The organism is Blautia massiliensis (ex Liu et al. 2021) (assembly GCF_052064225.1).
Taxonomy (GTDB): domain Bacteria; phylum Bacillota; class Clostridia; order Lachnospirales; family Lachnospiraceae; genus Blautia_A; species Blautia_A fusiformis.
The window spans coordinates 32349-53115 of record NZ_JBQHWA010000006.1 but is presented as its reverse complement, the minus strand read 5'-3'; the positions used below and the strand labels follow the sequence as shown (position 1 = coordinate 53115).

Sequence of the window (20767 nt, the reverse complement as noted above, 5' to 3'; positions counted from 1 at the left end):
ATTTGGACATTTTGCCAGAGATTGTTTTGTAAATGTTTCGGTTAATAGAAACAGTGCCGAAATTTAGTGAAAAAAGTATAAAAAAACAAAATTAATGGTTGATTAATTACCGAAAAAAATATATGATATAACTATGTGTATATGTAGCTTGGAATAGATTATTACACTGAATCGGATATCAGGTAGAAATAAAGGAGGAAGTACATTGTTAGAGATAATGACGAATGAGGCTGAGTCTTCTGCGAAAATTATTGTAATTGGAGTAGGCGGCGCAGGTAATAATGCGGTAAACAGAATGGTGGAAGAGGCCATTGGCGGAGTTGAGTTTGTAGGTGTTAATACCGATAAACAGGCTCTGACACTGTGTAAAGCTCCGACTGTACTTCAGATTGGTGAGAAAATTACGAAAGGTCTCGGCGCCGGTGCACAGCCGGAGGTTGGACAGAAGGCAGCTGAGGAGAGCATTGAGGAAGTTAAGAAGATCATCGAGGGAGCGGACATGGTTTTCGTTACCTGTGGTATGGGAGGCGGAACCGGAACCGGAGCTGCTCCTGTGATCGCCGGTGCGGCAAAAGAGATGGGTATCCTGACTGTCGGTGTTGTTACCAAGCCTTTCCGTTTTGAAGCAAAGACCCGTATGAACAATGCACTTGCGGGAATCGAAAATCTGAAGAAAGCAGTTGACACTTTGATTGTCATCCCCAATGACAAATTACTTGAGATCGTTGACAGAAGAACAACCATGCCGGAAGCACTGCGTAAGGCTGATGAGGTTCTTCAGCAGGCAGTACAGGGTATTACAGACCTGATCAATCTGCCGGCTCTGATCAACCTTGACTTTGCAGATGTGCAGACAGTCATGACAGACAAGGGAATCGCTCATATCGGTATCGGTGAGGCAAGAGGTGATGACAAGGCTATGGAGGCTGTACAGCAGGCGGTATCTTCTCCGCTTCTTGAGACAACCATCAAGGGTGCTACTCATGTGATCATCAACATTTCCGGAGATATTTCTCTTATGGATGCCAACGATGCTGCAAGCTATGTACAGGAGCTTACAGGTGAGGATGCAAACATCATCTTTGGTGCTATGTATGATGATTCTGTTGCAGATTATGCGAGAATTACAGTTATTGCTACAGGTCTTACAGACAATAACCTTCAGAACACACCATTTGGAAACAGAGCTTCCAATTCTGTATTCGGAAACACCAAAAAAACAAGCCAGTCACAGCCAGGCGGTATGAACCTTAACATGCCAAGCTTCAGCCTGCCGACTATGAATTCCACACAGTTTGGAACAAAGGCTCCTACAAGCACTGTTCAGAAAAAGGACATCCAGATTCCGGATTTTCTTAAGAACAGATAATAAATGAACATGATAAGATCCGGCAGAGACTCCATCTGGAACGCTGCCGGATCTTTTTGACTTTCTGATCAAAAGAAACAGGAATGTCTGCTCTGTATGGAAACAGGATTTCTGTTCAGGATATCAGCATTCGCAGCTGAAAGTATCACATTTTGTATCACAGCAGCGATGTGCATTGTCACCGGATACATTGATGGAAGCTGCGGTGCATTTGCAGTGCTCATTGTAGGTGCAGTTGTGTGCTTTGCAGTCGATGTTAACGGTCTCACACCCACAGCAGGGATCTGCGGAATTTTTTACAGCACACTCTTCCTGGTCACGGAAGCTTTCACAGGCGGTGTCGTCCGCATAACGAGCATCTGCACCTTCGACACTGATGGATCCCCTGGAGCAGAGAGAATTTTTGTTATAGCAGCAGTTGTGTGCGGAGCATTTAAGACTTGTCATAAAAGTGTCCTCCTGATAATTATGATTTTACCGGAAACCGTCAGCCTGCCGGAATGCGCATCCTGTCTGATCGTCAGCACTGCGGTAAGGCTTGACAGATTCCGATGTTGCATAGTATGTCCGGAAGAAGAAAAATTTATACTCAAAAAATAAATACATAATAATATAAAAAACAGTTGACAAATAGCAGACACCATGGTATCCTCTTAAAGTACGTAGCGAAAAGAAAGCAGAGTTCACTCTCACCTCAGCGCTGAAGATAAGCGACTCAGGTCAATATTGCACAGTACTGCGAACGGATCAACCGTCAGTGCGCAGGTGTAATTATTTGAAGTGTGGACATCTGTCTGCGCTTTTTTTGTGCGGCTTAAGCTACATTAATGAGAAAGAAAAAAATAATTCTATCATGTTCATGGAGGTGTACAACAATTAGCGGTTTAATGATTAACGAACAGATCAGAGACAGAGAGGTACGCTTGATTGGTCCGGACGGAGCTCAGCTTGGAATCGTGTCCGCCAGAGAAGCGATGGCGAAAGCGCAGGAGGCAGGACTTGACCTTGTAAAGATTGCCCCACAGGCGAAACCGCCGGTATGCAAGATCATTGATTACGGTAAATACCGTTACGAGCTTGCAAGAAAAGAAAAAGAGGCCAGAAAAAAGCAGAAAACCATCGATGTCAAAGAAGTGCGTCTTTCCCCGAACATTGATACGAATGATTTGAAGACGAAGGTAAATGCAGCAAGAAAGTTCCTTAGCAAGGGTGACAGAGTTAAGGTTACACTTCGTTTCCGCGGAAGAGAGATGGCACATATGTCCAGCAGTAGGCATGTGCTTGATGACTTCGCAGATCTTCTGTCCGATATAGCGACTGTAGAGAAGGCTCCGAAGGTAGAAGGCAGAAGCATGACTATGTTTCTGACTGAGAAACGGTAGATATCTCAGTCTTCACGGCAACAGCCGGGCAGAACGGGATGCTATATAAAATTTAGAAGTACCAAATCAAGGAGGAATTCATAATGCCAAAAATTAAAACTTGCAGAGCAGCAGCAAAGCGCTTTAAAAAAACAGGTACAGGAAAATTAGTAAGAAATAAAGCCTACAAGAGCCATATCCTTACAAAGAAATCTCAGAAGAGAAAGAGAAACCTGAGAAAATCTACTGTTGTTGATTCTACTAATGTAAAGAGCATGAAGAAAGTATTACCATATTTATAAGATAGAGAAGACGAACAGGAGGAGAATTAAGAAATGGCAAGAATTAAAGGCGGATTAAACGCAAAGAAAAGACATAACCGTACATTAAAACTGGCAAAAGGCTACAGAGGAGCCCGTTCCAAACAGTATAGAGTAGCAAAACAGTCTGTAATGAGAGCTCTTACAAGCTCCTATGCAGGAAGAAAACAGAAGAAACGTCAGTTCAGACAGCTCTGGATCGCTCGTATCAACGCAGCAGCAAGAATGAACGGACTTTCCTACAGCAAAATGATGCACGGCCTTAAGGTTGCAAACATCGACATCAACAGAAAGATGCTTGCAGAGATGGCTGTTAACGATGCAGCAGGCTTCACAGCTCTTGCTGAGATCGCTAAGAAAGCAATCGCATAATCGAATAAGGATGTGACGAAGAAGTCCAGGGAGTTATCCCTGGCTTTTTCTGTTTGTGGAAAGTCCGGCGTTTTGCTGAAAAAATGCGCAGGCTGTACCGCGGACAAGTGTCCGCCTTGTGCAATCAGACGAAAAAATGCGAATAGATAAATTCAACCTTGCAATAAAAAAGGTGTGATGCTATAATTTTACCATTGATTAATTAGTAACGCGGTAAAGCGAAGGAGGAGAGATTATTATGAGAAATTGGAAGAAAGTACTTGGTGTTGTATCCGCAGCAGCAATGGCAGCTACAATGATGATGCCTGCATCCGTTTTTGCGGCAGAGGATGAGACATTTAAGATCGGTGTGATCGGACCGATGACAGGTGATTACGCACAGTACGGTACTAACGTATACAACGCAGCAAAGATCGCTGCAGATGAGATCAACGAGAACGGAGGATTCAACGGATATAAGGTTGAGATCCTTGATGCAGGTGATGATCAGGGAGATCCTGAGAAAGCAGTGAACGCATATAATGACCTTCTTGACAAGGGAATGCAGATGCTCTGCGGTACAGTAACCTCCGGTTCCTGCATCGCAGTAGGAGCTGAGGCAGCAGAGAGCACATTCCTCTTTACACCGTCAGCTACAGCACTTGATTGTATCACAGCAGGAACCAATGAATTCCGTATGTGCTTCACAGACCCGGCACAGGGAACAAAATCTGCTCAGTTTATTTCCGAGCACAAGCTTGCTACAAAGGTAGCTGTACTTTATGATTCCGCAGCTGACTACAACTCAGGTGTTCATGATGCTTTTGTTGAGGAAGCAGGAAATGTGGGACTTGATGTAGTTGCAGATGAGGCTTATACAACAGACAGCAACACAGATTATTCCGTACAGCTTGCAAAGATCAAGAAGAGCGGTGCTGAGCTTCTGTTCCTTCCGAACTACTATTCTGACAACGCTCTGATCCTTCAGCAGGCATCTGAGGCAGGACTTGATATTAAATTCTTCGGTGTAGACGGTATGGACGGTATCCTCAACGTAGAGAACTTCGACAAATCGCTTGCAGAGGGAGTTATGCTTCTGACACCATTCTCTGCAACATCTACAGATGAGAAGAGCCAGAATTTCGTAAAAGCATACGGTGATGCCAACAATGGTGAGACACCGAACCAGTTTGCAGCAGATACATACGATGTTATCTATGCTATGCAGCTTGCAGCAGATGATGCAAAGATCACACCTGATATGTCAAACGAGGATATCAGTGCAGCAATGAGCGCTTCCATGGTAAACATTGAGCTTGATGGACTTACCGGAAAAGCAAAATGGACCGAGGATGGCGAGTGTGATAAAGAGCCGAAAGCCTTCGAGATCAAAGACGGCGCTTATGTAGAGATGAAATAAGTAATTTCAGTGAACGTTAGGGGTCAGGGGGACGGTTGCCTTTAGTGGGAGCCGCCCCCTTTTTTCCTTATCAATAAACTATTAAAAGAGGTGCGTTATGAGTTTTATATCTTATTTAAAAGACGGCATCAGTCTTGGCAGTATCTATGCGATCATCGCACTTGGATATACCATGGTTTATGGTATTGCCAAGATGCTGAACTTCGCACACGGAGATGTTATCATGGTGGGAGCTTATATCATCCTTACCTGTATCACAAGAGGCGGCATGTCACCGATCCTTGCTGTGATCCTTTCCGTTGTGATCTGTACACTGCTTGGTGTTGTCATTGAGAAGGTAGCTTACAGTCCACTTAGAAAAGCTTCCTCAAACCTGGCCGTTCTGATCACGGCTATCGGTGTCAGTTATCTGCTTCAGAACCTGGCACTCCTGATCTTTGGTGCAGACGCCAAGAGTTTCGTAGCAGTTATCAAGGTTCCGTCCATCACACTGTTTGACGGAGAGCTTACCATTAAGGGAATCACTATCGTGACCATTCTTGCATGTATCATTATCATGGTGGGACTTTCCCTCTTTGTAAAAAAGACAAAACCTGGCCGTGCCATGCAGGCAGTTTCCGAGGACAGAGATGCAGCACAGCTGATGGGAGTTAACGTTAATGCAACGATCTCCCTCACATTTGCCATCGGTTCCGGACTTGCGGCCATCGCAGGACTTCTGCTCTGCCAGACATATCCGACATTGACTCCATACACAGGAGCCATGCCTGGTATCAAGGCTTTCGTAGCTGCCGTATTTGGTGGGATCGGTTCTATTCCGGGAGCTATGGTAGGCGGTATCCTTCTGGGAATCATCGAGATTTTCGGAAAGGCTTATATTTCTTCCCAGGTTGCAGATGCGATCGTATTTGCTGTCCTGATCGTCGTGCTTCTTGTAAAACCTACCGGACTGTTCGGCAAGAACATCCAGGAGAAAGTGTAAGGTGGCCGATATGAAGAATATGAAGAACAAAACAACAAGAAACAATATGATCAATTATGGAATCGTCATTGTACTTTTTGTCATTGTGCAGGCGCTTTCCTCAACTGGAAATCTTTCCAGACTGCTTATGGGACTTCTGGTTCCTCTTTGCGTTTATACCATTGCATCCGTTTCGCTGAATCTGGTAGTTGGTTTTTCCGGTGAGCTGAGTCTTGGACATGCAGGCTTTATGTGCGTGGGAGCCTTTTCCAGCGCTCTGTTTTCTCAGGTGGTTGCAGATTCTATCCCGCAGGTTCCGCGCTTTATCCTTGCGATCCTTGTAGGCGCAGCAGTTGCAGCACTGTTCGGTGTGATCATCGGTATCCCGGTACTTCGTCTCCGTGGTGACTATCTTGCCATCGTTACCCTGGCATTCGGTGAGATCATCAAGAACCTGATCAACGTGCTTTACATTGGTGTAGATGACAAAGGTCTTCACGTTGCAACCAGTGCGGCAGGTCTTCATCTGGAAGCCGGCGGAAAGCAGATCCTCAAGGGTGCCCTTGGTATTTCCGGAACAGCAACCCTTTATAAAGATATCAAGAGTTACTTTTTCCTGATCGGTGTGCTCCTGCTCCTTTTGACTCTGTTTATTGTACAGAACCTGGTAAATTCCAGAAGTGGTCGCGCAATTATGTCAACCAGAGATAACCGTATCGCAGCAGAATCCGTGGGAATCAATATCACCAGATACAAACTGCTTGCATTTACAATTTCCGCAGCCCTTGCAGGAGTGGCAGGTGTGCTGTATGCACATAACCTTTCTCTTCTGAAGGTATCTGTATTTGATTACAACATGTCCATCCTGGTACTGGTATATGTGGTACTTGGCGGGATAGGAAATATCAGAGGATCTATCATTGCAACAATTATCCTCTATGCACTGCCTGAGCTTCTCCGTGGATTCGCAAACTACCGTATGCTGATCTATGCTATCGTACTGATCATCATGATGCTCTTTAACTGGGCACCGGCGGCGAGAGACTGGAGAGCACGCATGGTAGAGAAATTCAAAGGCAAAAAAGAGAAAAAGGAGGTGGCCTGATCATGGCAATGCTGGAAGTAAATAATCTGTCTATCCAGTTCGGCGGTCTTCGTGCTGTTGACGGCTTTAATATGACCATTGAGAAGGGACAGCTCTATGGACTGATCGGACCTAACGGTGCCGGTAAGACAACAGTATTCAATCTTCTCACAGGCGTGTATAAGCCTACCGAGGGAATCATTAAACTGGACGGCCAGGACATCACAGGAAAAAGCACCATTGAGATCAACAAGGCCGGAATCGCAAGAACCTTCCAGAATATCCGTCTTTTCAAGGATATGCCGGTTCTTGACAATGTAAAAGTAGGACTTCACAATCATCATCCATATTCCACACTGACCGGGATCTTAAGACTGCCGAAATATTACAAGGTAGAAAAAGAGATGAATGAACGTGCCATGGAGATACTGAGGGTGTTTGACCTGGATAAGGAAGCAGACACTCTGGCAGGAAATCTGCCTTATGGTAAACAGCGTAAACTGGAGATCGCCAGAGCTCTTGCCACAGAGCCGAAGCTTCTTCTCCTGGATGAGCCGGCGGCTGGTATGAACCCGAATGAGACACAGGAGCTGATGGATACTATCCGTTTTGTGCGGGAGCATTTTGATATGACTGTTCTTCTGATCGAGCACGACATGAAACTGGTGGGCGGTATCTGTGAGGAACTGACTGTTCTGAACTTCGGTCAGGTACTGATCCAGGGTGAGACATCTGCAGTGCTGAAAGACCCGACGGTTATCACTGCATATCTGGGAGAATAAGGAGGAACGAGACAATGGCAATGTTGGAAGTAAAGGACCTCCAGGTCTATTATGGTGTGATCCAGGCTCTGAAGGGAATTTCTTTTCATGTAAATCAGGGAGAGGTTATTGCGTTGATCGGTGCCAATGGCGCCGGAAAGACAACCACACTTCAGACACTTACCGGAATTCTTTCTCCGAAGTCCGGAAGCATTGTGTTTGAGGGAAAAGACCTCACAAGAACACCGGCGCATAAGATCGTAGAGATGGGTATGGCGCATGTTCCGGAGGGAAGACGTGTATTTGCGGATATGTCCGTTTATGAGAATCTGCTCCTTGGAGCCTATACAAGAAAGGACAAGGCAGAGATCGCAGAGAGTCTTGCAAGTGTATACAAGAGATTTCCGCGTCTGGAAGAACGTAAAGGACAGCGTGCCGGAACACTTTCCGGTGGTGAGCAGCAGATGCTTGCCATGGGACGTGCACTGATGAGCAGACCAAGGATCATTCTGATGGATGAGCCGTCCATGGGTCTGTCGCCGATTTTTGTAAATGAGATTTTTGACATTATCCGCGAGGTAAGTGAGAGCGGAACTACAGTGCTTCTGGTTGAGCAGAATGCGAAGAAGGCTCTTTCCATTGCGGACAGAGCGTACGTTCTGGAAACAGGAAGTATTACTATGGATGGAAAGGCAGAGGATCTTCTGAATGACGAGGCCGTTCAGAAGGCATATCTTGGAGAGTAGGGGGAAAGACATGGATAATTTCGTAATTACCATTGCAAGACAGTATGGAAGCGGTGGACGTACCATCGGAGAGGAGCTTGCAAAGAAATTAGGGATTTCTTACTATGACAAGGATATCATCCGCATGGCATCTGAGGAGAGCGGCATTCATGAGCAGCTTTTTGGAAGGGCAGATGAAAATGTCAGCACAAAGCAGAGATTTTTTGCAAAGTCCGGAATCTACAAGGGTGAGCTGATCCCGCCTCAGAGCAAGGATTTTACATCCGATGAGAACCTGTTTAATTATCAGGCAAAGGTGATCCGGCAGCTGGCAGAAACAGAGTCCTGTGTGATCATCGGACGTTGTGCAAATATGATCCTGAAGGATTATTCCAATGTTCTTCGTGTGTTTGTTTACGGAGACTGGGATTTCCGTATCCGTGAGGCAAGTAAGAAGCTCAGTGGAACTACAAAGGATATTGAGAAATTTATGCAGAAGGATGACAAACGCAAAGAAGATTTCTGCAAACGTTTCATGGGTGTTGACTGGGCAGACATGACGAAATACAATCTGTGCCTGGATAACGGTACCCTTGGTTATGAGAAATGCGTGGAGGAGATCGAGAGTGCACTTGAGATCCTGAAAAAATAAGACATATATCAGAGAATATTCCCCGGGAAAGAAAAGCCAAAAGTCTTTTCCCGGGGATTTTTTCATATATTGTGGAAAAGTATATTTGATCCGGCGGGAAATATGGATAAGCGAAAAAAATATTTCTGTGTAGTGGCAATGGTATTGATCCTGCTCAGCGGATATGGAAAAATCTCAGACAGTGCATTTCGGATGCGGGTGACCAGAATGATCGCCGGTGAGGGGATGCTCCGGCTGGTGGCGGCGCAGTACGGACAAAAAGCAGCAGAACCGGTGGCTGAGACAGCCTCTGACAGAAGCGAAAAAGAGGATCGTCCACGTGTGGCTCTTACCTTTGATGATGGACCGCATGCAACATATACACCTCTGCTTCTGGATGGCCTGCGGAAGCGTGGGATCCATGCCACATTTTTTCTTATGGGAAAAAATATCCGGGGAAATGAGGAGATCGTAACGCAGATGCAGAGAGACGGTCATCTCATCGGTAATCACACGTATGATCACGTGCAGCTTGATAAGCTTCCCGGTGATCAGGCCTGTCAGCAGATCATAAAGACGAATAATGAGATCTACGAGATCACCGGAGAATATCCCATGTATCTTCGCCCGCCCTACGGTGCATGGCCGAAGGATCTGGAGCTCTGTGTGACCATGCTGCCGGTATTCTGGGATGTGGATACCCTGGACTGGAAATCAAAAAATGCCCGTTCTGTGGAAAATATCGTAAAAAGACAAGTGAAGGATGGCTCCATTATCCTGATGCATGACAGCTTTTCTACCTCCGTGGAAGCGGCCCTGGAGATCGCGGATATGCTTACGGAAGAAGGATATGACCTGGTAACTGCAGATCAGCTGCTAGTGATGTAACTGTGATTTGCCGAAAAGGCAGAAACGATTGCTTTTTTATGTGCAAACAGGTAAAATTATAAAAATAAGGAATCTGTCCGTATGCCGGAAACAAATGAAATGATCGTTGCCGGATACAGATCTATGAAAAGAATACGGATCGTGAATATCCGCTTTTTACAGAAAATACAGGAGTGAAAGCCATGGATTTATTTGAATACGCAAAGTCAAAAACGCTGGATCAGGAGTCACCTCTTGCATCCAGGCTGCGTCCGCGAACGCTGGATGAGGTGGTGGGACAGCAGCACATCGTAGGAAAAGATAAATTGCTGTATCGTGCCATAAAGGCGGATAAGCTGACATCTGTTATTTTTTACGGCCCTCCGGGAACCGGAAAGACTACTCTGGCAAAAGTCATCGCCAATACCACAAGCGCCAGCTTTACCCAGATCAATGCAACCGTAGCAGGGAAGAAAGATATGGAAGCAGTTGTAAAGCAGGCACAGGACGATCTCGGCATGTATGGAAAAAAGACCATTCTGTTCATTGATGAGATCCACCGTTTCAACAAGGGACAGCAGGATTATCTTCTTCCCTTTGTGGAGGACGGAACCATCATTCTTATCGGGGCCACAACAGAGAATCCATATTTTGAGGTAAACGGAGCGCTTCTTTCAAGATCGATCATCTTTGAATTGAAGTCCCTGGAGATACCGGAGATAAAGGAACTGATCCTGCGTGCGGTTAACGATCCGGAACGTGGAATGGGAAGCTATGGGGCGGTGATCGAGGAGGATGCTCTGGAATTTCTGGCAGATATGGCAGGAGGAGACGCCAGAAGCGCCTTAAACGCCATAGAACTGGGAATCCTCACCACACCCCGTGATACAGACGGTAAGATCCATCTGACCCTTGAGGTGGCTTCTGAGTGTATCCAGAAGCGTGTGGTGCGCTACGATAAGAACGGGGACAATCATTATGATATCATTTCTGCCTTTATCAAGAGCATGCGAGGCTCCGACCCGGATGCGGCAGTCTATTATCTGGCAAAAATGCTCTATGCAGGAGAAGATGTGAAATTTATCGCAAGAAGGATCATGATCCTTGCTTCCGAAGATATCGGAAACGCAGATCCCCAGGCCCTCTGCGTGGCAACGGCAGCAGCACAGGCAGTGGAACGTGTGGGAATGCCGGAGTCCCAGATCATTCTTTCCCAGGCAGTTACATACATGGCCTGTGCACCCAAGAGCAATTCTGCAGTAAATGCCATACAGGAAGCCATGCGCTGCGTGAAGGCGAAGAAGACAACCGTTCCGGTGCATCTGCAGGATGCCCATTATGGTGGCCACGAAAGTCTGGGTCATGGTATCGGATATAAATATGCCCATGATTATCCGAATCACTATGTAAAACAGCAGTATCTGCCATCAGAAATCGAAGGAGAACATTTTTACGAGCTCAGTGATATGGGATATGAAAAGAAACTGAAAGAGCATATGAAGAAGATCCACGAAGAAGCGAAATAAATGAATATAAGTACAACGGAAAACGGAGGAGCCTCTCAGAGAAGCTCCTCCATTATTTTGTCATAAACATTCTGGTATTTATAAGGCCAGCTTTCACATACAGACTGTGCAGCAGCAAGATTTGGCACATTGATGCTGAGATCAACGATGCTGACGCCGCTTTCGATGATCCGCAGACGTACCGAGTAGCTGCCCTCTTTGGTGGGATAGTAATCTGCAGGAGTCAGGAGATGTTCTTCAATCTTGCAGTGGAGGGAATTGAGATATTCTTCCACTTCTTTCTTGATGTCAGAGGAAAGTTCTTTGGAAAAATATTTCAGAGTGTTTTTTCCCTCGGAGGTCAGTCGATAGTAACTGCGGTTGGACTGTGAAGACATTTCCACCAGATCTGCCTCCACAAGTTCGGAAACTGCCTGCTGGAGCTGAAAATAATTGGTGTATTTCCGGTCCAGGATAAAATCGGTGATCTGGGAATTTGTGAGATCCCCATCGGAATTCTGCAGCATATATAAAATAATAAGTTTATAGGTTGTAAAAGGTGATGCCATAAGAATCCTCCTTTTTACTGGCTGCGGGAAAGGGCTTCGAGAGCTTTTCCCTGAAAACTTGCTCTTTCTTTCATCCGGTGATGAAGAAGGTTTAAAACTTCTCGTTTGCGGCTGGCCCATAAAGGTGCGATCAGCAGATCCTTCGGTCCGTCGCCGGTGACCCGGTGGATCACGATATCCGGTCTGAGATGTTCCAGACAGTCAATGACAAGGTTCAGATACTCGTCCCGTTCATAAGTGCGGAAAAGACCGGCTTCATGATCAGCGGCAAGATCTGTGCCACGCAGTACATGAAGAAGCTGCAGCTTGATCCCCTGGATATCCATGGCGTTCAGATAAGCCATTGTTTCCAGGATATCCTTCCGGCTTTCGCCGGGAAGCCCCAGGATGGTGTGGACGATCACTTCGATGCCGCCTGCGCGGAGATTTTTCACTGCGGTATCAAAACAGGACAGTGGATAGCCGCGCCGTATATATCTGGCGGTATCTTCATGGATAGTCTGGAGTCCCAGCTCCACCCACACCGGTTTGATCTGGTTCAGGGAATCAAGAAGCTCCAGTACATCATCTCCCAGACAGTCCGGTCTGGTACCAATGGACAGTGCCACGATATCCGGATGGGAGATGGCTTCTGTGAAGATCTTACGCAGGTGTTCCACAGGAGCGTATGTGTTTGTATATGCCTGAAAATAGGCGATATATTTATGGATCGGGCGTTTGGAAGAGAGACTTTTGATCTGTGTGTTGATCTGCTCTGTAATGGAAAGAGCGGCGTTTGCTGCAAAATCTCCGCTTCCGCCCTGGCTGCAGAAGATGCAGCCTTTTTTGCCCAAGGTGCCGTCACGGTTGGGACAGGACATGCCGCCGTTTAATGCAACCCGGTAGACCTTTTCGCCGTATCGCTCCCGGAGCATATAGTCCAGAGAATGATAAGGCTTGTCGTTCCAGCGCTTCATTATGCCTCTTTCGGTTCGTTTTTCTCTTCGCCGTTTTCTTCGTTTTCATCTTTCGGTATATAGTTATCGAAGATCTTTACAAAGATCTTTGATTTCCAGTAGGCCAGCGTGGAAAATCCCATCAGAATAAAAAGCATGATCAGGATGGATGTAAACTGTGCGTAGCTCACATAAGCAAAAAGCCACATCAGTAGGAGCGGAGACGCAGAGATCACAAGCATCAAAAGTGTCAGCGGAAGATGGCGGACGGACATCAGGAATGCATTTACAAAGGTATTCTTGACGGAATTAAAAAATTTGGAAAGGATCGGATAAATGTACAGAAGGATCATCGCATAGATCAGTGCAAATGCAATGAACAGACTGAAAAGTCCTTTGTACATAGCTCCGCTTCCGGCTCTGGCGATCCGAAGATCGATAAACAGAACAGCAGCGGTGAGGAGCATGATGATATTGATGATGGTCGCCTGTTTGAAGTTCTGTTTGAATGAGCGGAAAAAGCTGCGGACAATATAAGATTCTTCGTCTCTTGCCATCTTCAGTGTGACATAGTAGAGAGCTGTTATGGAGGCGCCTGCGGTGACGATCGGAATACAGCAGAGGATGCACAGAAAATTCAGAAGAAGCAGGTCTGCTACGCGTCCCATGAACACGAAGAATTTGTTGTCCATGTTGAAAAAACGATTCATTTGATAAGTCTCCTTTTCTTTTGGATATTATTTTAAGTATACCCAATCACAGCAGAAAAAGCAAATCCCAAATGTTTTCCGGGGCAGTGGAAATGGGAAAATCATGTGTCCGCCATAGAAAGACAAAATATCGAAATAGTTTATTAAATTTCCCTAAAAGGCTTGCTTATCACGATTTAGAGTGTTAAAATATCAGTATTGTATTAGACGAAATTTATGTATTTTAAAGGAGCGTAACAATGAGCAAAAAAATCAGGACGGAGGCTGTGGATCATCTTTTTGAAGCGATCCTGTGCCTGAAGGACAAGGAAGAGTGTTATACATTTTTTGAGGATGTGTGCACCATCAATGAGCTGCTTTCTTTATCTCAGCGCTTCGAGGTAGCCAAGATGCTTACTGATAAGCGTACATACCTTGATATTTCCGAGAAAACAGGAGCTTCCACAGCTACGATCAGCCGTGTGAACCGTTCCCTGAACTATGGAAATGATGGTTATGAGATGGTATTTGCACGTATGAAGAAGGATAACGGGGAGCAGGGCGGCGAAGCAGAATAAGGATTACGTCCATACCGTGATGATAACGGATAATGCTGTAACGAAAAAGAGACAGGCGATCGTGCGTCTGTCTCTTTTTTTTCGGTGCGCCCGGCGACGCACGTTTATGACCGGATATGAGCTCCGGATATTATTTGTCTTTTTTTGAGGAATCCGTATCTTTTGAGGAATTCATGTGGTCGATCATGTTTTCGATGATCATTTTTTTCATGTATACGTCGAAGCTAAGAAGACAGATAAAGGAAAACTGGTGAAGGAATTCCTTATCCTCCGGGTCGGCGTCCTCAAAAATTTCTCCGGCACTTTTGAAACGGCGCATAAGATCCTTTTCCAGGTAACGGATCTGTGACTGCTCCATACTGAAAACCTCCTGGTAGATGTAAGTCATGTCCTTTTCTGTAACGGACTTGAAGTATTTCTCGGTGATCGGTCCCAGAAGGGTCTGGATATCACTGATGGAGAGGATATTCTTAAAATAGTAGATAAAGATCAGCATCAGCAGATGCTCCCGGGAATAGCGCTTCTTTTCCGGCGGGGGAAGGAGCTTGTTCTTTGCGTAATTGTTGATCATGGTCTTGGTCAGGATTTTGTCATCATCATGACGCTTGGTGGAAGCGAGATTATCTTCCATAAAGGTTGTGACCTGATCCATGTAAAGAGCAATATTGGGAATTTCATCGGGTTTTATATAATCAAGCTCAGCAATTTTTGCAAAAATGCTGTTCATCATTTCTTTTTCTTTTTCTGTCATCGCGTTATCACCTCTGCTCCCTATTATATAGTTTTAAATACTACTTGTAAAGAAACTTTTTTCAGAGAGGTGGGTTTACCGGAAAGTAAAGTCATGATAGTATATAAAGATACTGTTCATATGGAAAAAGAAATGGAGATCAAAATGAGTATACATGATGCTTTGGACACATTGAATCCTATGCAGCGGGAAGCTGCCGTACATACAGAGGGACCACTTCTGATCCTCGCAGGAGCCGGTTCCGGAAAAACAAGAGTGCTGACCCACAGGATCGCCTATTTAATGGAAGAAAAGGGTGTAAACCCATGGAATATCCTGGCGATCACCTTTACCAACAAGGCCGCCAGTGAGATGCGGGAACGTGTGAATAAAATTGCGGGAATGGGTGCGGAGAGCGTATGGGTCTCCACCTTCCATTCCGCCTGCGTGAGGATCCTGCGCAGACATATTGAGGTGCTGGGCTTTGGCAGTAATTTTACCATTTATGATGCCGACGACCAGAAAACAGTCATGAAGGAAATCTTCCGGAAGTTTGATATCAATACCAAGATCTACAAGGAACGTGGAGTTCTTGCTGAGATTTCCCATGCCAAGGATGAACTGATCACACCGGAAGAGATGGAGCTGAATGCGGGCGGCGATCCGGATGCACGGAAGATTGCAGGTATGTATAAGGAATATCAGTCTATCCTCCGGGGAAACAATGCACTGGATTTTGATGACCTGATCGTGAAGACTGTGGAGCTTTTTCAGCATAATCCGGATATCCTGGACTATTATCAGGAACGTTTCAAATATATTATGGTGGATGAGTATCAGGATACCAATACTGCCCAGTTTAAATTTGTAAGTCTTCTTGCTGAGAAATACAAGAATCTCTGTGTGGTTGGTGATGATGATCAGTCCATCTATCGTTTTCGTGGAGCAAATATCGGGAATATCTTAGGCTTTGAGAAGGTTTTTCCTGAGGCTAAGGTGGTGCGCCTGGAACAGAATTACCGTTCTACCCAGAACATCCTCAATGCAGCCAATGAGGTGATCGTCAATAACACAGAGCGTAAGGAAAAACGCCTCTGGACAGAGAACGAAGAGGGCGATAAAGTACATTTCCGTCAGTTCAACAACGGATTTGAGGAAGCGGAGTATGTTGCAGGAGAGATCATCCAGGGGCGCCGCAACGGGAAATTCCAGTACAGGGACTGTGCAGTACTTTATCGGACCAATGCCCAGTCTCGTCTCTTTGAGGAGAAATTTCTCCTGGCAAATGTTCCTTATAAGATTGTCGGCGGCGTGAACTTTTATGCCCGCAAAGAGATCAAGGATCTGTTAAGCTATCTGAAGACCATTGACAATGCCAGTGATGATCTGGCTGTGCGCAGGATCTTAAATGTGCCAAAAAGAGGGATCGGACTCACCAGCATCGGCCGTGTCCAGGACTATGCGGATATGATGAACCTGAGCTTTTACGATGCGCTCCGCGTGGTGGAGGAAGTACCGTCCATTGGCAGGGCAGCAGGAAAGATCAATGATTTTGTATCCTTTATCCAGGGACTGAAAAGTAAGGCAGAGGCCTATACAGTCCGTGAAACCCTGGAAGAGGTCATTGAGCTTACCGGTTATGTGAAGGAACTGGAGGCAGAGAAAACGGAGGAGGCCCAGGCGAGGATCGAAAATATCGATGAGCTGATCTCCAAGACAGAATCCTTCCAGGAAGCCATGGAGGAGGCCGGACAGCCGGCAACACTTTCTGCATTTCTGGAGGAGATCGCACTGGTGGCAGATATCGATTCTGTTGATCCGGATCAGGATTATGTGCTGTTGATGACCCTTCACAGTGCCAAGGGACTGGAATTCCCAAATGTATTTATCGTGGGAATGGAGGACGGTGTTTTTCCGGGGTATGCTTCCATCTGGTCCGGTGATCCGTCGGATATCGAGGAGGAGCGAAGGCTCTGTTATGTGGGGATCACCCGTGCCATGAAGGAACTGACTTTAACCTGTGCAAAACAGCGGATGATCCGTGGGGAGACTCAGTATAACCGTGTGTCACGTTTTGTAAGGGAGGTTCCACGGGAGCTGGTAGATCTTGGACATACCATTCAGGAGAAAAAGCCCAGAGTAGATGATATCGTATCTCCGAAAAGCGCCTATGCCCAGATGAAAATGAATTTCCAGGCAAAAACAAGCCTTCAGAAGAAGGATTTCACCGTTACCAAGGCAGCGAAGCTGGATTACGGAGTCGGTGATACCGTGCGCCATGTGAAATTCGGAGTTGGTATCGTGAAGAATATTGTAGAAGGCGGCCGGGATTACGAGGTAACGGTAGATTTTGACAAAGTCGGTGTGAAAAAAATGTTCGCAGGTTTTGCCAAACTGAAGAAGATCTGAAAATGAAATGGCCGTTTTGCATATATTTTGTGAAAATATTTCGAAGCAGCTGCAAATAACATTATTCCGGAATGTTCCTGTTAAAATTTGCGTAAGTTATGGTAAAATCAGACATATGGTGGTATAATAAGAACACTTAGGAAAGGTCGGTACAGTGATAGAATATTTTTGCTGTGCTGCCGGTTTACTGTCAGACAGTACAGCCGAACAGAAAGAAAGGATGGTGCAGTGTTATGAATTTAAATACAACAAAGCTTGAAGAACTGCTTGCAACACTGAAGAAAAAAGAAGAAGAGAAAGATAAGAACACAGTCCTTTGGGTACTGGCGATTATCGGCGCAGTTGCAGCTGTTGCAGGAATCGCATTTGCAGTATATCGTTTCTTCGCTCCGGATTACCTGGAAGATTTTGAAGAAGATTTTGATGATGACTTCGATGATTATTTCGAGGATGAGGAAGAGTAAGAACTTTCACTGCAGAGGCTGTTTTGAACAGATCAGAATGGCTGTCTGTTATGTATGAATATGAGAAGCGGATAATTGAAGCCCCGGCGCGATACCGGGGCTTGATTTTTGAAAACGGACCGTGAAACACTGGCGTTCATGAGCAGACAGTAAAGAGGATCCTGAATGTTCGAACTATTGTCTGCTGGTTATAAAACAGAAAGAGGATTTATGAAAAAAGGTGAAATTTACGAAGGTATTATAGAAAAAGTGGAATTTCCAAACAAAGGTTTTGTTTGGGTTGATGACCAGAAAGTAATTGTAAAAAACGGAATCCCGGGACAGAAAGTCCGGTTTATGATCAATAAGAAACGTTCCGGCCGGGCGGAAGGACGTCTTCTGGAGGTCCTGGAGAAATCTCCCCTGGAAACAAGAGAACCTGCCTGTCAGGAGTTTCCGGCATGCGGCGGCTGCATGTATCAGACCATGAGCTATGAGGCACAGAAGGATATGAAGGAACATCAGGTGAGGGAACTTCTGGATGGGGCAGTAAGAGAGAGCCTGGCTAAGATCGGGAAGAACGGTGATGGGACAGAAGAAGCTGAGGCTGCAGATCGTTTATATCACTGGGATGGGATCTACGGCAGTCCTATTGAGTTCGGGTACCGCAATAAGATGGAGTTTTCCTTTGGGGATGAGTATAAGGATGGGCCGCTGTCCCTTGGACTTCACAAGAAGGGAAGCACTTACGATATCCTGAATACGGATGATTGTAAACTGGTCCATCCGGATATGACGAAGATCCTGGTCTGTGTGCGGGAGTTTTTCCTGGAGCGTAAGGCCAGCTTCTATAAAAAGCTGCAGCATGTGGGGTATCTTCGACATCTTCTTCTTCGAAGAGGCGTCACAAGTGGTGAGATCCTGGTCCATGTGGTAACCACCACCCAGGAAGAATATGATCTGGAGCCTCTGAAAGAACAGCTTCTTGCACTTCCGCTGGAAGGGAAGATCGTGGGGATCATGCACATTTTAAATGATTCTTTATCCGACGTGGTACAGAGCGACGAGACGAAGATTCTTTATGGAAAGGATTATTTCTATGAAGAACTTCTTGGACTGAAATTTAAGATCAGCACCTTTTCCTTCTTTCAGCCAAATTCCCTGGCTGCGGAGATCCTGTATTCCAAGGTGCGGGAATATGTAGGAGATACCAGAGATAAGGTAGTGTTTGACCTTTACAGCGGAACCGGCACCATTGCCCAGCTTGCGGCGTCCGTTGCCAGCGAGGTGATCGGTGTGGAGATTGTGGAAGACGCGGTAAAAGCCGCCAGAGAAAACGCTGCACTTAACGGCATTGATAACTGCCGTTTTATTGCCGGGGATGTGCTGAAGGTTCTGGATGATGTGCCGGAGAAACCGGATATGATCATCCTTGATCCGCCCAGAGATGGCGTTCACCCCAAAGCCCTTCCAAAGATCCTGGCTTACGGCGTAGACCAGATCGTATACATTTCCTGCAAGGTTACAAGTCTTGTAAGAGACCTCCCGGCATTTTATGAGGCAGGATATGAGATGACCCACGCCTGTGCAGTGGATCAGTTCTGCCAGGGCGTTCATGTTGAGACCGTGTGCCTCTTGAGCAACCGAAAACCAGATACCACGGTAAAACTCAGCGTGGATATGGATGATTACTACCGTATTATAAATGGTAAAGATGCAGAATAATGATTTTGTCATAGTGGCTGTGTTGAATTTCTATTCTTTAAATTGTAAAACATTGCTTTACAAGAAGAATAAAAAAGCATATAATTCTTTTATAATATATTTAATAAAAGAGGGTAAGAAAACGGAAAATAAAGATAAAAAAAATATAACAAGAAAAAGAATAATTAATTATGTGCTGAACAATCATGTTACATCCAAGGCGGGAATCGCAAAAGAGTTAAACTTGAGTATGCCGACTGTGTTAGCAAATGTGAATGACTTGTTAGAAAAAATGGTGTTGGAAGAAACTGGGGAATATGCTTCGACCGGTGGAAGAAAGGCAAAAAGTATAGGGATTAATAAGTCATACTGTCATGCAATGGGAATTTTGATTACAGCGAATCATATAGAAATGGTATTAGTAAATCTTGGAGATGAGATTATAAAAAAAGATCGCATCCGTTTAAAATTTACGGCAGAATTATCCTATTGTACAGAAGTGGCACAAAAGGTCAAAACTTTTCTTGAAGGCGAATTAGCGAAGGATACGCTACTTGGGATTGGAGTGGCGATTCCGGGAATTATTGATCAGAAAGAACGGATCGTTTTAAAATCCCATGCTTTAGGTATAGAGAATTATAGTCTGCGCTTTTTAGAGCAGGCTTTGGAAATTCCAGTATATTTTGAAAACGATGCTAATGCTGCAATGCTTGCAGAAAAAAAGCAAAAGTATCCAAATGCGATATATCTGTCTTTGAACCACACCTTAGGAGGCGCATTCTGCATAGATGGAAAGCTGTTTCGAGGGCAGAACCAGAAAGCAGGTGAGTTTGGTCACATGATACTCGTTCCCGGTGGAAGAAAGTGTTATTGTGGTAAAGCAGGATGTGCAGATGCATATTGTGCTGCAAGTGTACTGACACAGGATAACAGGCAGTCACTGGATGCATTTATGGAAAAAATTGAAAGTGGTGATGAAAAAAATTTGCAGACATGGAATGAGTATCTGGATCATCTTGCTGTTTTGATATCAAATCTGCGGATGGCATATGATATGGATATCATACTAGGAGGTGATGTGGGAGGTGTATTGTCAGATTATATGATACCACTGGGAGAAAAAGTGATGGCATATAATGGCTTTGAGCATGATGTTTCATACTTAAAAAATTGTTCGTATAAGAAAGAAGCGTCGGCTGTTGGAGCCGCGAAATACTTTTTTACAAAACATATGGCAGAATTGTAAATTTTTTGAATGCAGATAAGCAGTCCACCGCATCTGGTGCGCAGGGCATCAAGCGTTGGGTAAGGGGATGTTCACTCTGCTGGAGTTAAAAGCTCCCACTGACAGGTTG

Annotated in this window: 22 protein-coding genes; 17 read left to right on the top strand and 5 right to left on the bottom strand. The window is 45.3% G+C overall.

Annotated features, from left to right (window positions below; all coding sequences use genetic code 11):
- Positions 1-217: 217 nt before the first annotated feature.
- A complete protein-coding gene (gene ftsZ / locus ACTNDQ_RS03550; protein ID WP_015526094.1) occupies positions 218-1369 on the top strand; it encodes a cell division protein FtsZ in 1152 nt (383 codons plus the stop codon).
- 123 nt (positions 1370-1492) lie between these two features.
- On the opposite strand, the gene ACTNDQ_RS03545 is transcribed toward ftsZ, so the two are convergent.
- A complete protein-coding gene (locus ACTNDQ_RS03545; protein WP_288786797.1) occupies positions 1493-1816 on the bottom strand; it encodes a DUF1540 domain-containing protein in 324 nt (107 codons plus the stop codon).
- A gap of 440 nt (positions 1817-2256) precedes the next feature.
- Between ACTNDQ_RS03545 and infC the strand changes: the two genes are divergently transcribed.
- From infC to ACTNDQ_RS03490, 11 genes are all read left to right on the top strand, one after another.
- Positions 2257-2751, top strand: a complete 495-nt coding sequence (gene infC, locus ACTNDQ_RS03540; protein ID WP_015526092.1) for a translation initiation factor IF-3 — start codon at positions 2257-2259, stop codon at positions 2749-2751.
- Positions 2752-2834: 83 nt separating this feature from the next.
- Positions 2835-3032, top strand: a complete 198-nt coding sequence (gene rpmI, locus ACTNDQ_RS03535; RefSeq protein ID WP_021651646.1) for a 50S ribosomal protein L35 — start codon at positions 2835-2837, stop codon at positions 3030-3032.
- A gap of 33 nt (positions 3033-3065) precedes the next feature.
- Complete coding sequence (gene rplT / locus ACTNDQ_RS03530; protein WP_015526090.1) at positions 3066-3422, top strand: 50S ribosomal protein L20; 357 nt, start codon at positions 3066-3068, stop codon at positions 3420-3422.
- A 238-nt stretch (positions 3423-3660) separates the two neighbouring features.
- Entirely contained in the window at positions 3661-4821 is a 1161-nt protein-coding gene (locus ACTNDQ_RS03525) for an ABC transporter substrate-binding protein (protein ID WP_278797147.1), read from the top strand.
- 97 nt (positions 4822-4918) lie between these two features.
- Positions 4919-5803, top strand: a complete 885-nt coding sequence (locus ACTNDQ_RS03520) for a branched-chain amino acid ABC transporter permease (protein ID WP_015526088.1) — start codon at positions 4919-4921, stop codon at positions 5801-5803.
- A gap of 10 nt (positions 5804-5813) precedes the next feature.
- Entirely contained in the window at positions 5814-6887 is a 1074-nt protein-coding gene (locus ACTNDQ_RS03515; protein ID WP_278797149.1) for a branched-chain amino acid ABC transporter permease, read from the top strand.
- 2 nt (positions 6888-6889) lie between these two features.
- Positions 6890-7648 carry an ABC transporter ATP-binding protein gene (locus tag ACTNDQ_RS03510; RefSeq protein ID WP_021651650.1) on the top strand — a complete coding sequence of 253 codons (759 nt, stop codon included), beginning with the start codon at positions 6890-6892 and terminating at the stop codon, positions 7646-7648.
- Between the two features lie 14 nt (positions 7649-7662).
- Positions 7663-8373: an ABC transporter ATP-binding protein gene (locus ACTNDQ_RS03505; RefSeq protein ID WP_092071187.1), complete on the top strand. Its 711-nt coding sequence runs from the start codon at positions 7663-7665 to the stop codon at positions 8371-8373.
- A gap of 10 nt (positions 8374-8383) precedes the next feature.
- Complete coding sequence (locus ACTNDQ_RS03500) at positions 8384-9004, top strand: AAA family ATPase (protein WP_059086748.1); 621 nt, start codon at positions 8384-8386, stop codon at positions 9002-9004.
- Positions 9005-9106: 102 nt separating this feature from the next.
- Positions 9107-9871, top strand: a complete 765-nt coding sequence (locus tag ACTNDQ_RS03495; RefSeq protein WP_441063726.1) for a polysaccharide deacetylase family protein — start codon at positions 9107-9109, stop codon at positions 9869-9871.
- Positions 9872-10053: 182 nt separating this feature from the next.
- On the top strand, positions 10054-11376 hold the full coding sequence (locus tag ACTNDQ_RS03490; RefSeq protein WP_059086749.1) for a replication-associated recombination protein A: 1323 nt from the start codon (positions 10054-10056) through the stop codon (positions 11374-11376).
- Positions 11377-11411: 35 nt separating this feature from the next.
- On the opposite strand, the gene ACTNDQ_RS03485 is transcribed toward ACTNDQ_RS03490, so the two are convergent.
- The 3 genes from ACTNDQ_RS03485 to ACTNDQ_RS03475 are packed head-to-tail and all read right to left on the bottom strand — an operon-like array spanning position 11412 to position 13569.
- A complete protein-coding gene (locus ACTNDQ_RS03485) occupies positions 11412-11924 on the bottom strand; it encodes a DUF4364 family protein (RefSeq protein WP_059086750.1) in 513 nt (170 codons plus the stop codon).
- Positions 11925-11938: 14 nt separating this feature from the next.
- Positions 11939-12880: a TIGR01212 family radical SAM protein gene (locus ACTNDQ_RS03480; RefSeq protein WP_144093755.1), complete on the bottom strand. Its 942-nt coding sequence runs from the start codon at positions 12878-12880 to the stop codon at positions 11939-11941.
- Complete coding sequence (locus tag ACTNDQ_RS03475; protein WP_279199036.1) at positions 12880-13569, bottom strand: YesL family protein; 690 nt, start codon at positions 13567-13569, stop codon at positions 12880-12882. The genes ACTNDQ_RS03480 and ACTNDQ_RS03475 overlap by 1 nt, the downstream gene beginning before the upstream one ends.
- Before the next feature lie 239 nt (positions 13570-13808).
- Between ACTNDQ_RS03475 and ACTNDQ_RS03470 the strand changes: the two genes are divergently transcribed.
- Positions 13809-14126, top strand: a complete 318-nt coding sequence (locus ACTNDQ_RS03470; protein WP_015526079.1) for a YerC/YecD family TrpR-related protein — start codon at positions 13809-13811, stop codon at positions 14124-14126.
- A gap of 130 nt (positions 14127-14256) precedes the next feature.
- On the opposite strand, the gene ACTNDQ_RS03465 is transcribed toward ACTNDQ_RS03470, so the two are convergent.
- Entirely contained in the window at positions 14257-14877 is a 621-nt protein-coding gene (locus ACTNDQ_RS03465) for a DUF1836 domain-containing protein (protein WP_441063722.1), read from the bottom strand.
- 144 nt (positions 14878-15021) lie between these two features.
- Here ACTNDQ_RS03465 and pcrA point away from each other — a divergent pair, with 144 nt between their 5' ends.
- From pcrA to ACTNDQ_RS03445, 4 genes are all read left to right on the top strand, one after another.
- A complete protein-coding gene (pcrA, locus tag ACTNDQ_RS03460; RefSeq protein WP_278797157.1) occupies positions 15022-17265 on the top strand; it encodes a DNA helicase PcrA in 2244 nt (747 codons plus the stop codon).
- 233 nt (positions 17266-17498) lie between these two features.
- Positions 17499-17729 carry a hypothetical protein gene (locus ACTNDQ_RS03455; RefSeq protein ID WP_015526073.1) on the top strand — a complete coding sequence of 77 codons (231 nt, stop codon included), beginning with the start codon at positions 17499-17501 and terminating at the stop codon, positions 17727-17729.
- A 210-nt stretch (positions 17730-17939) separates the two neighbouring features.
- Complete coding sequence (rlmD, locus tag ACTNDQ_RS03450; RefSeq protein WP_441063720.1) at positions 17940-19433, top strand: 23S rRNA (uracil(1939)-C(5))-methyltransferase RlmD; 1494 nt, start codon at positions 17940-17942, stop codon at positions 19431-19433.
- The gene (locus ACTNDQ_RS03445; protein WP_330684142.1) at positions 19423-20658 is read left to right on the top strand and encodes an ROK family protein; all 1236 of its coding nucleotides are present in this window, start codon (positions 19423-19425) and stop codon (positions 20656-20658) included. The genes rlmD and ACTNDQ_RS03445 overlap by 11 nt, the downstream gene beginning before the upstream one ends.
- Positions 20659-20767 lie beyond the last annotated feature (109 nt).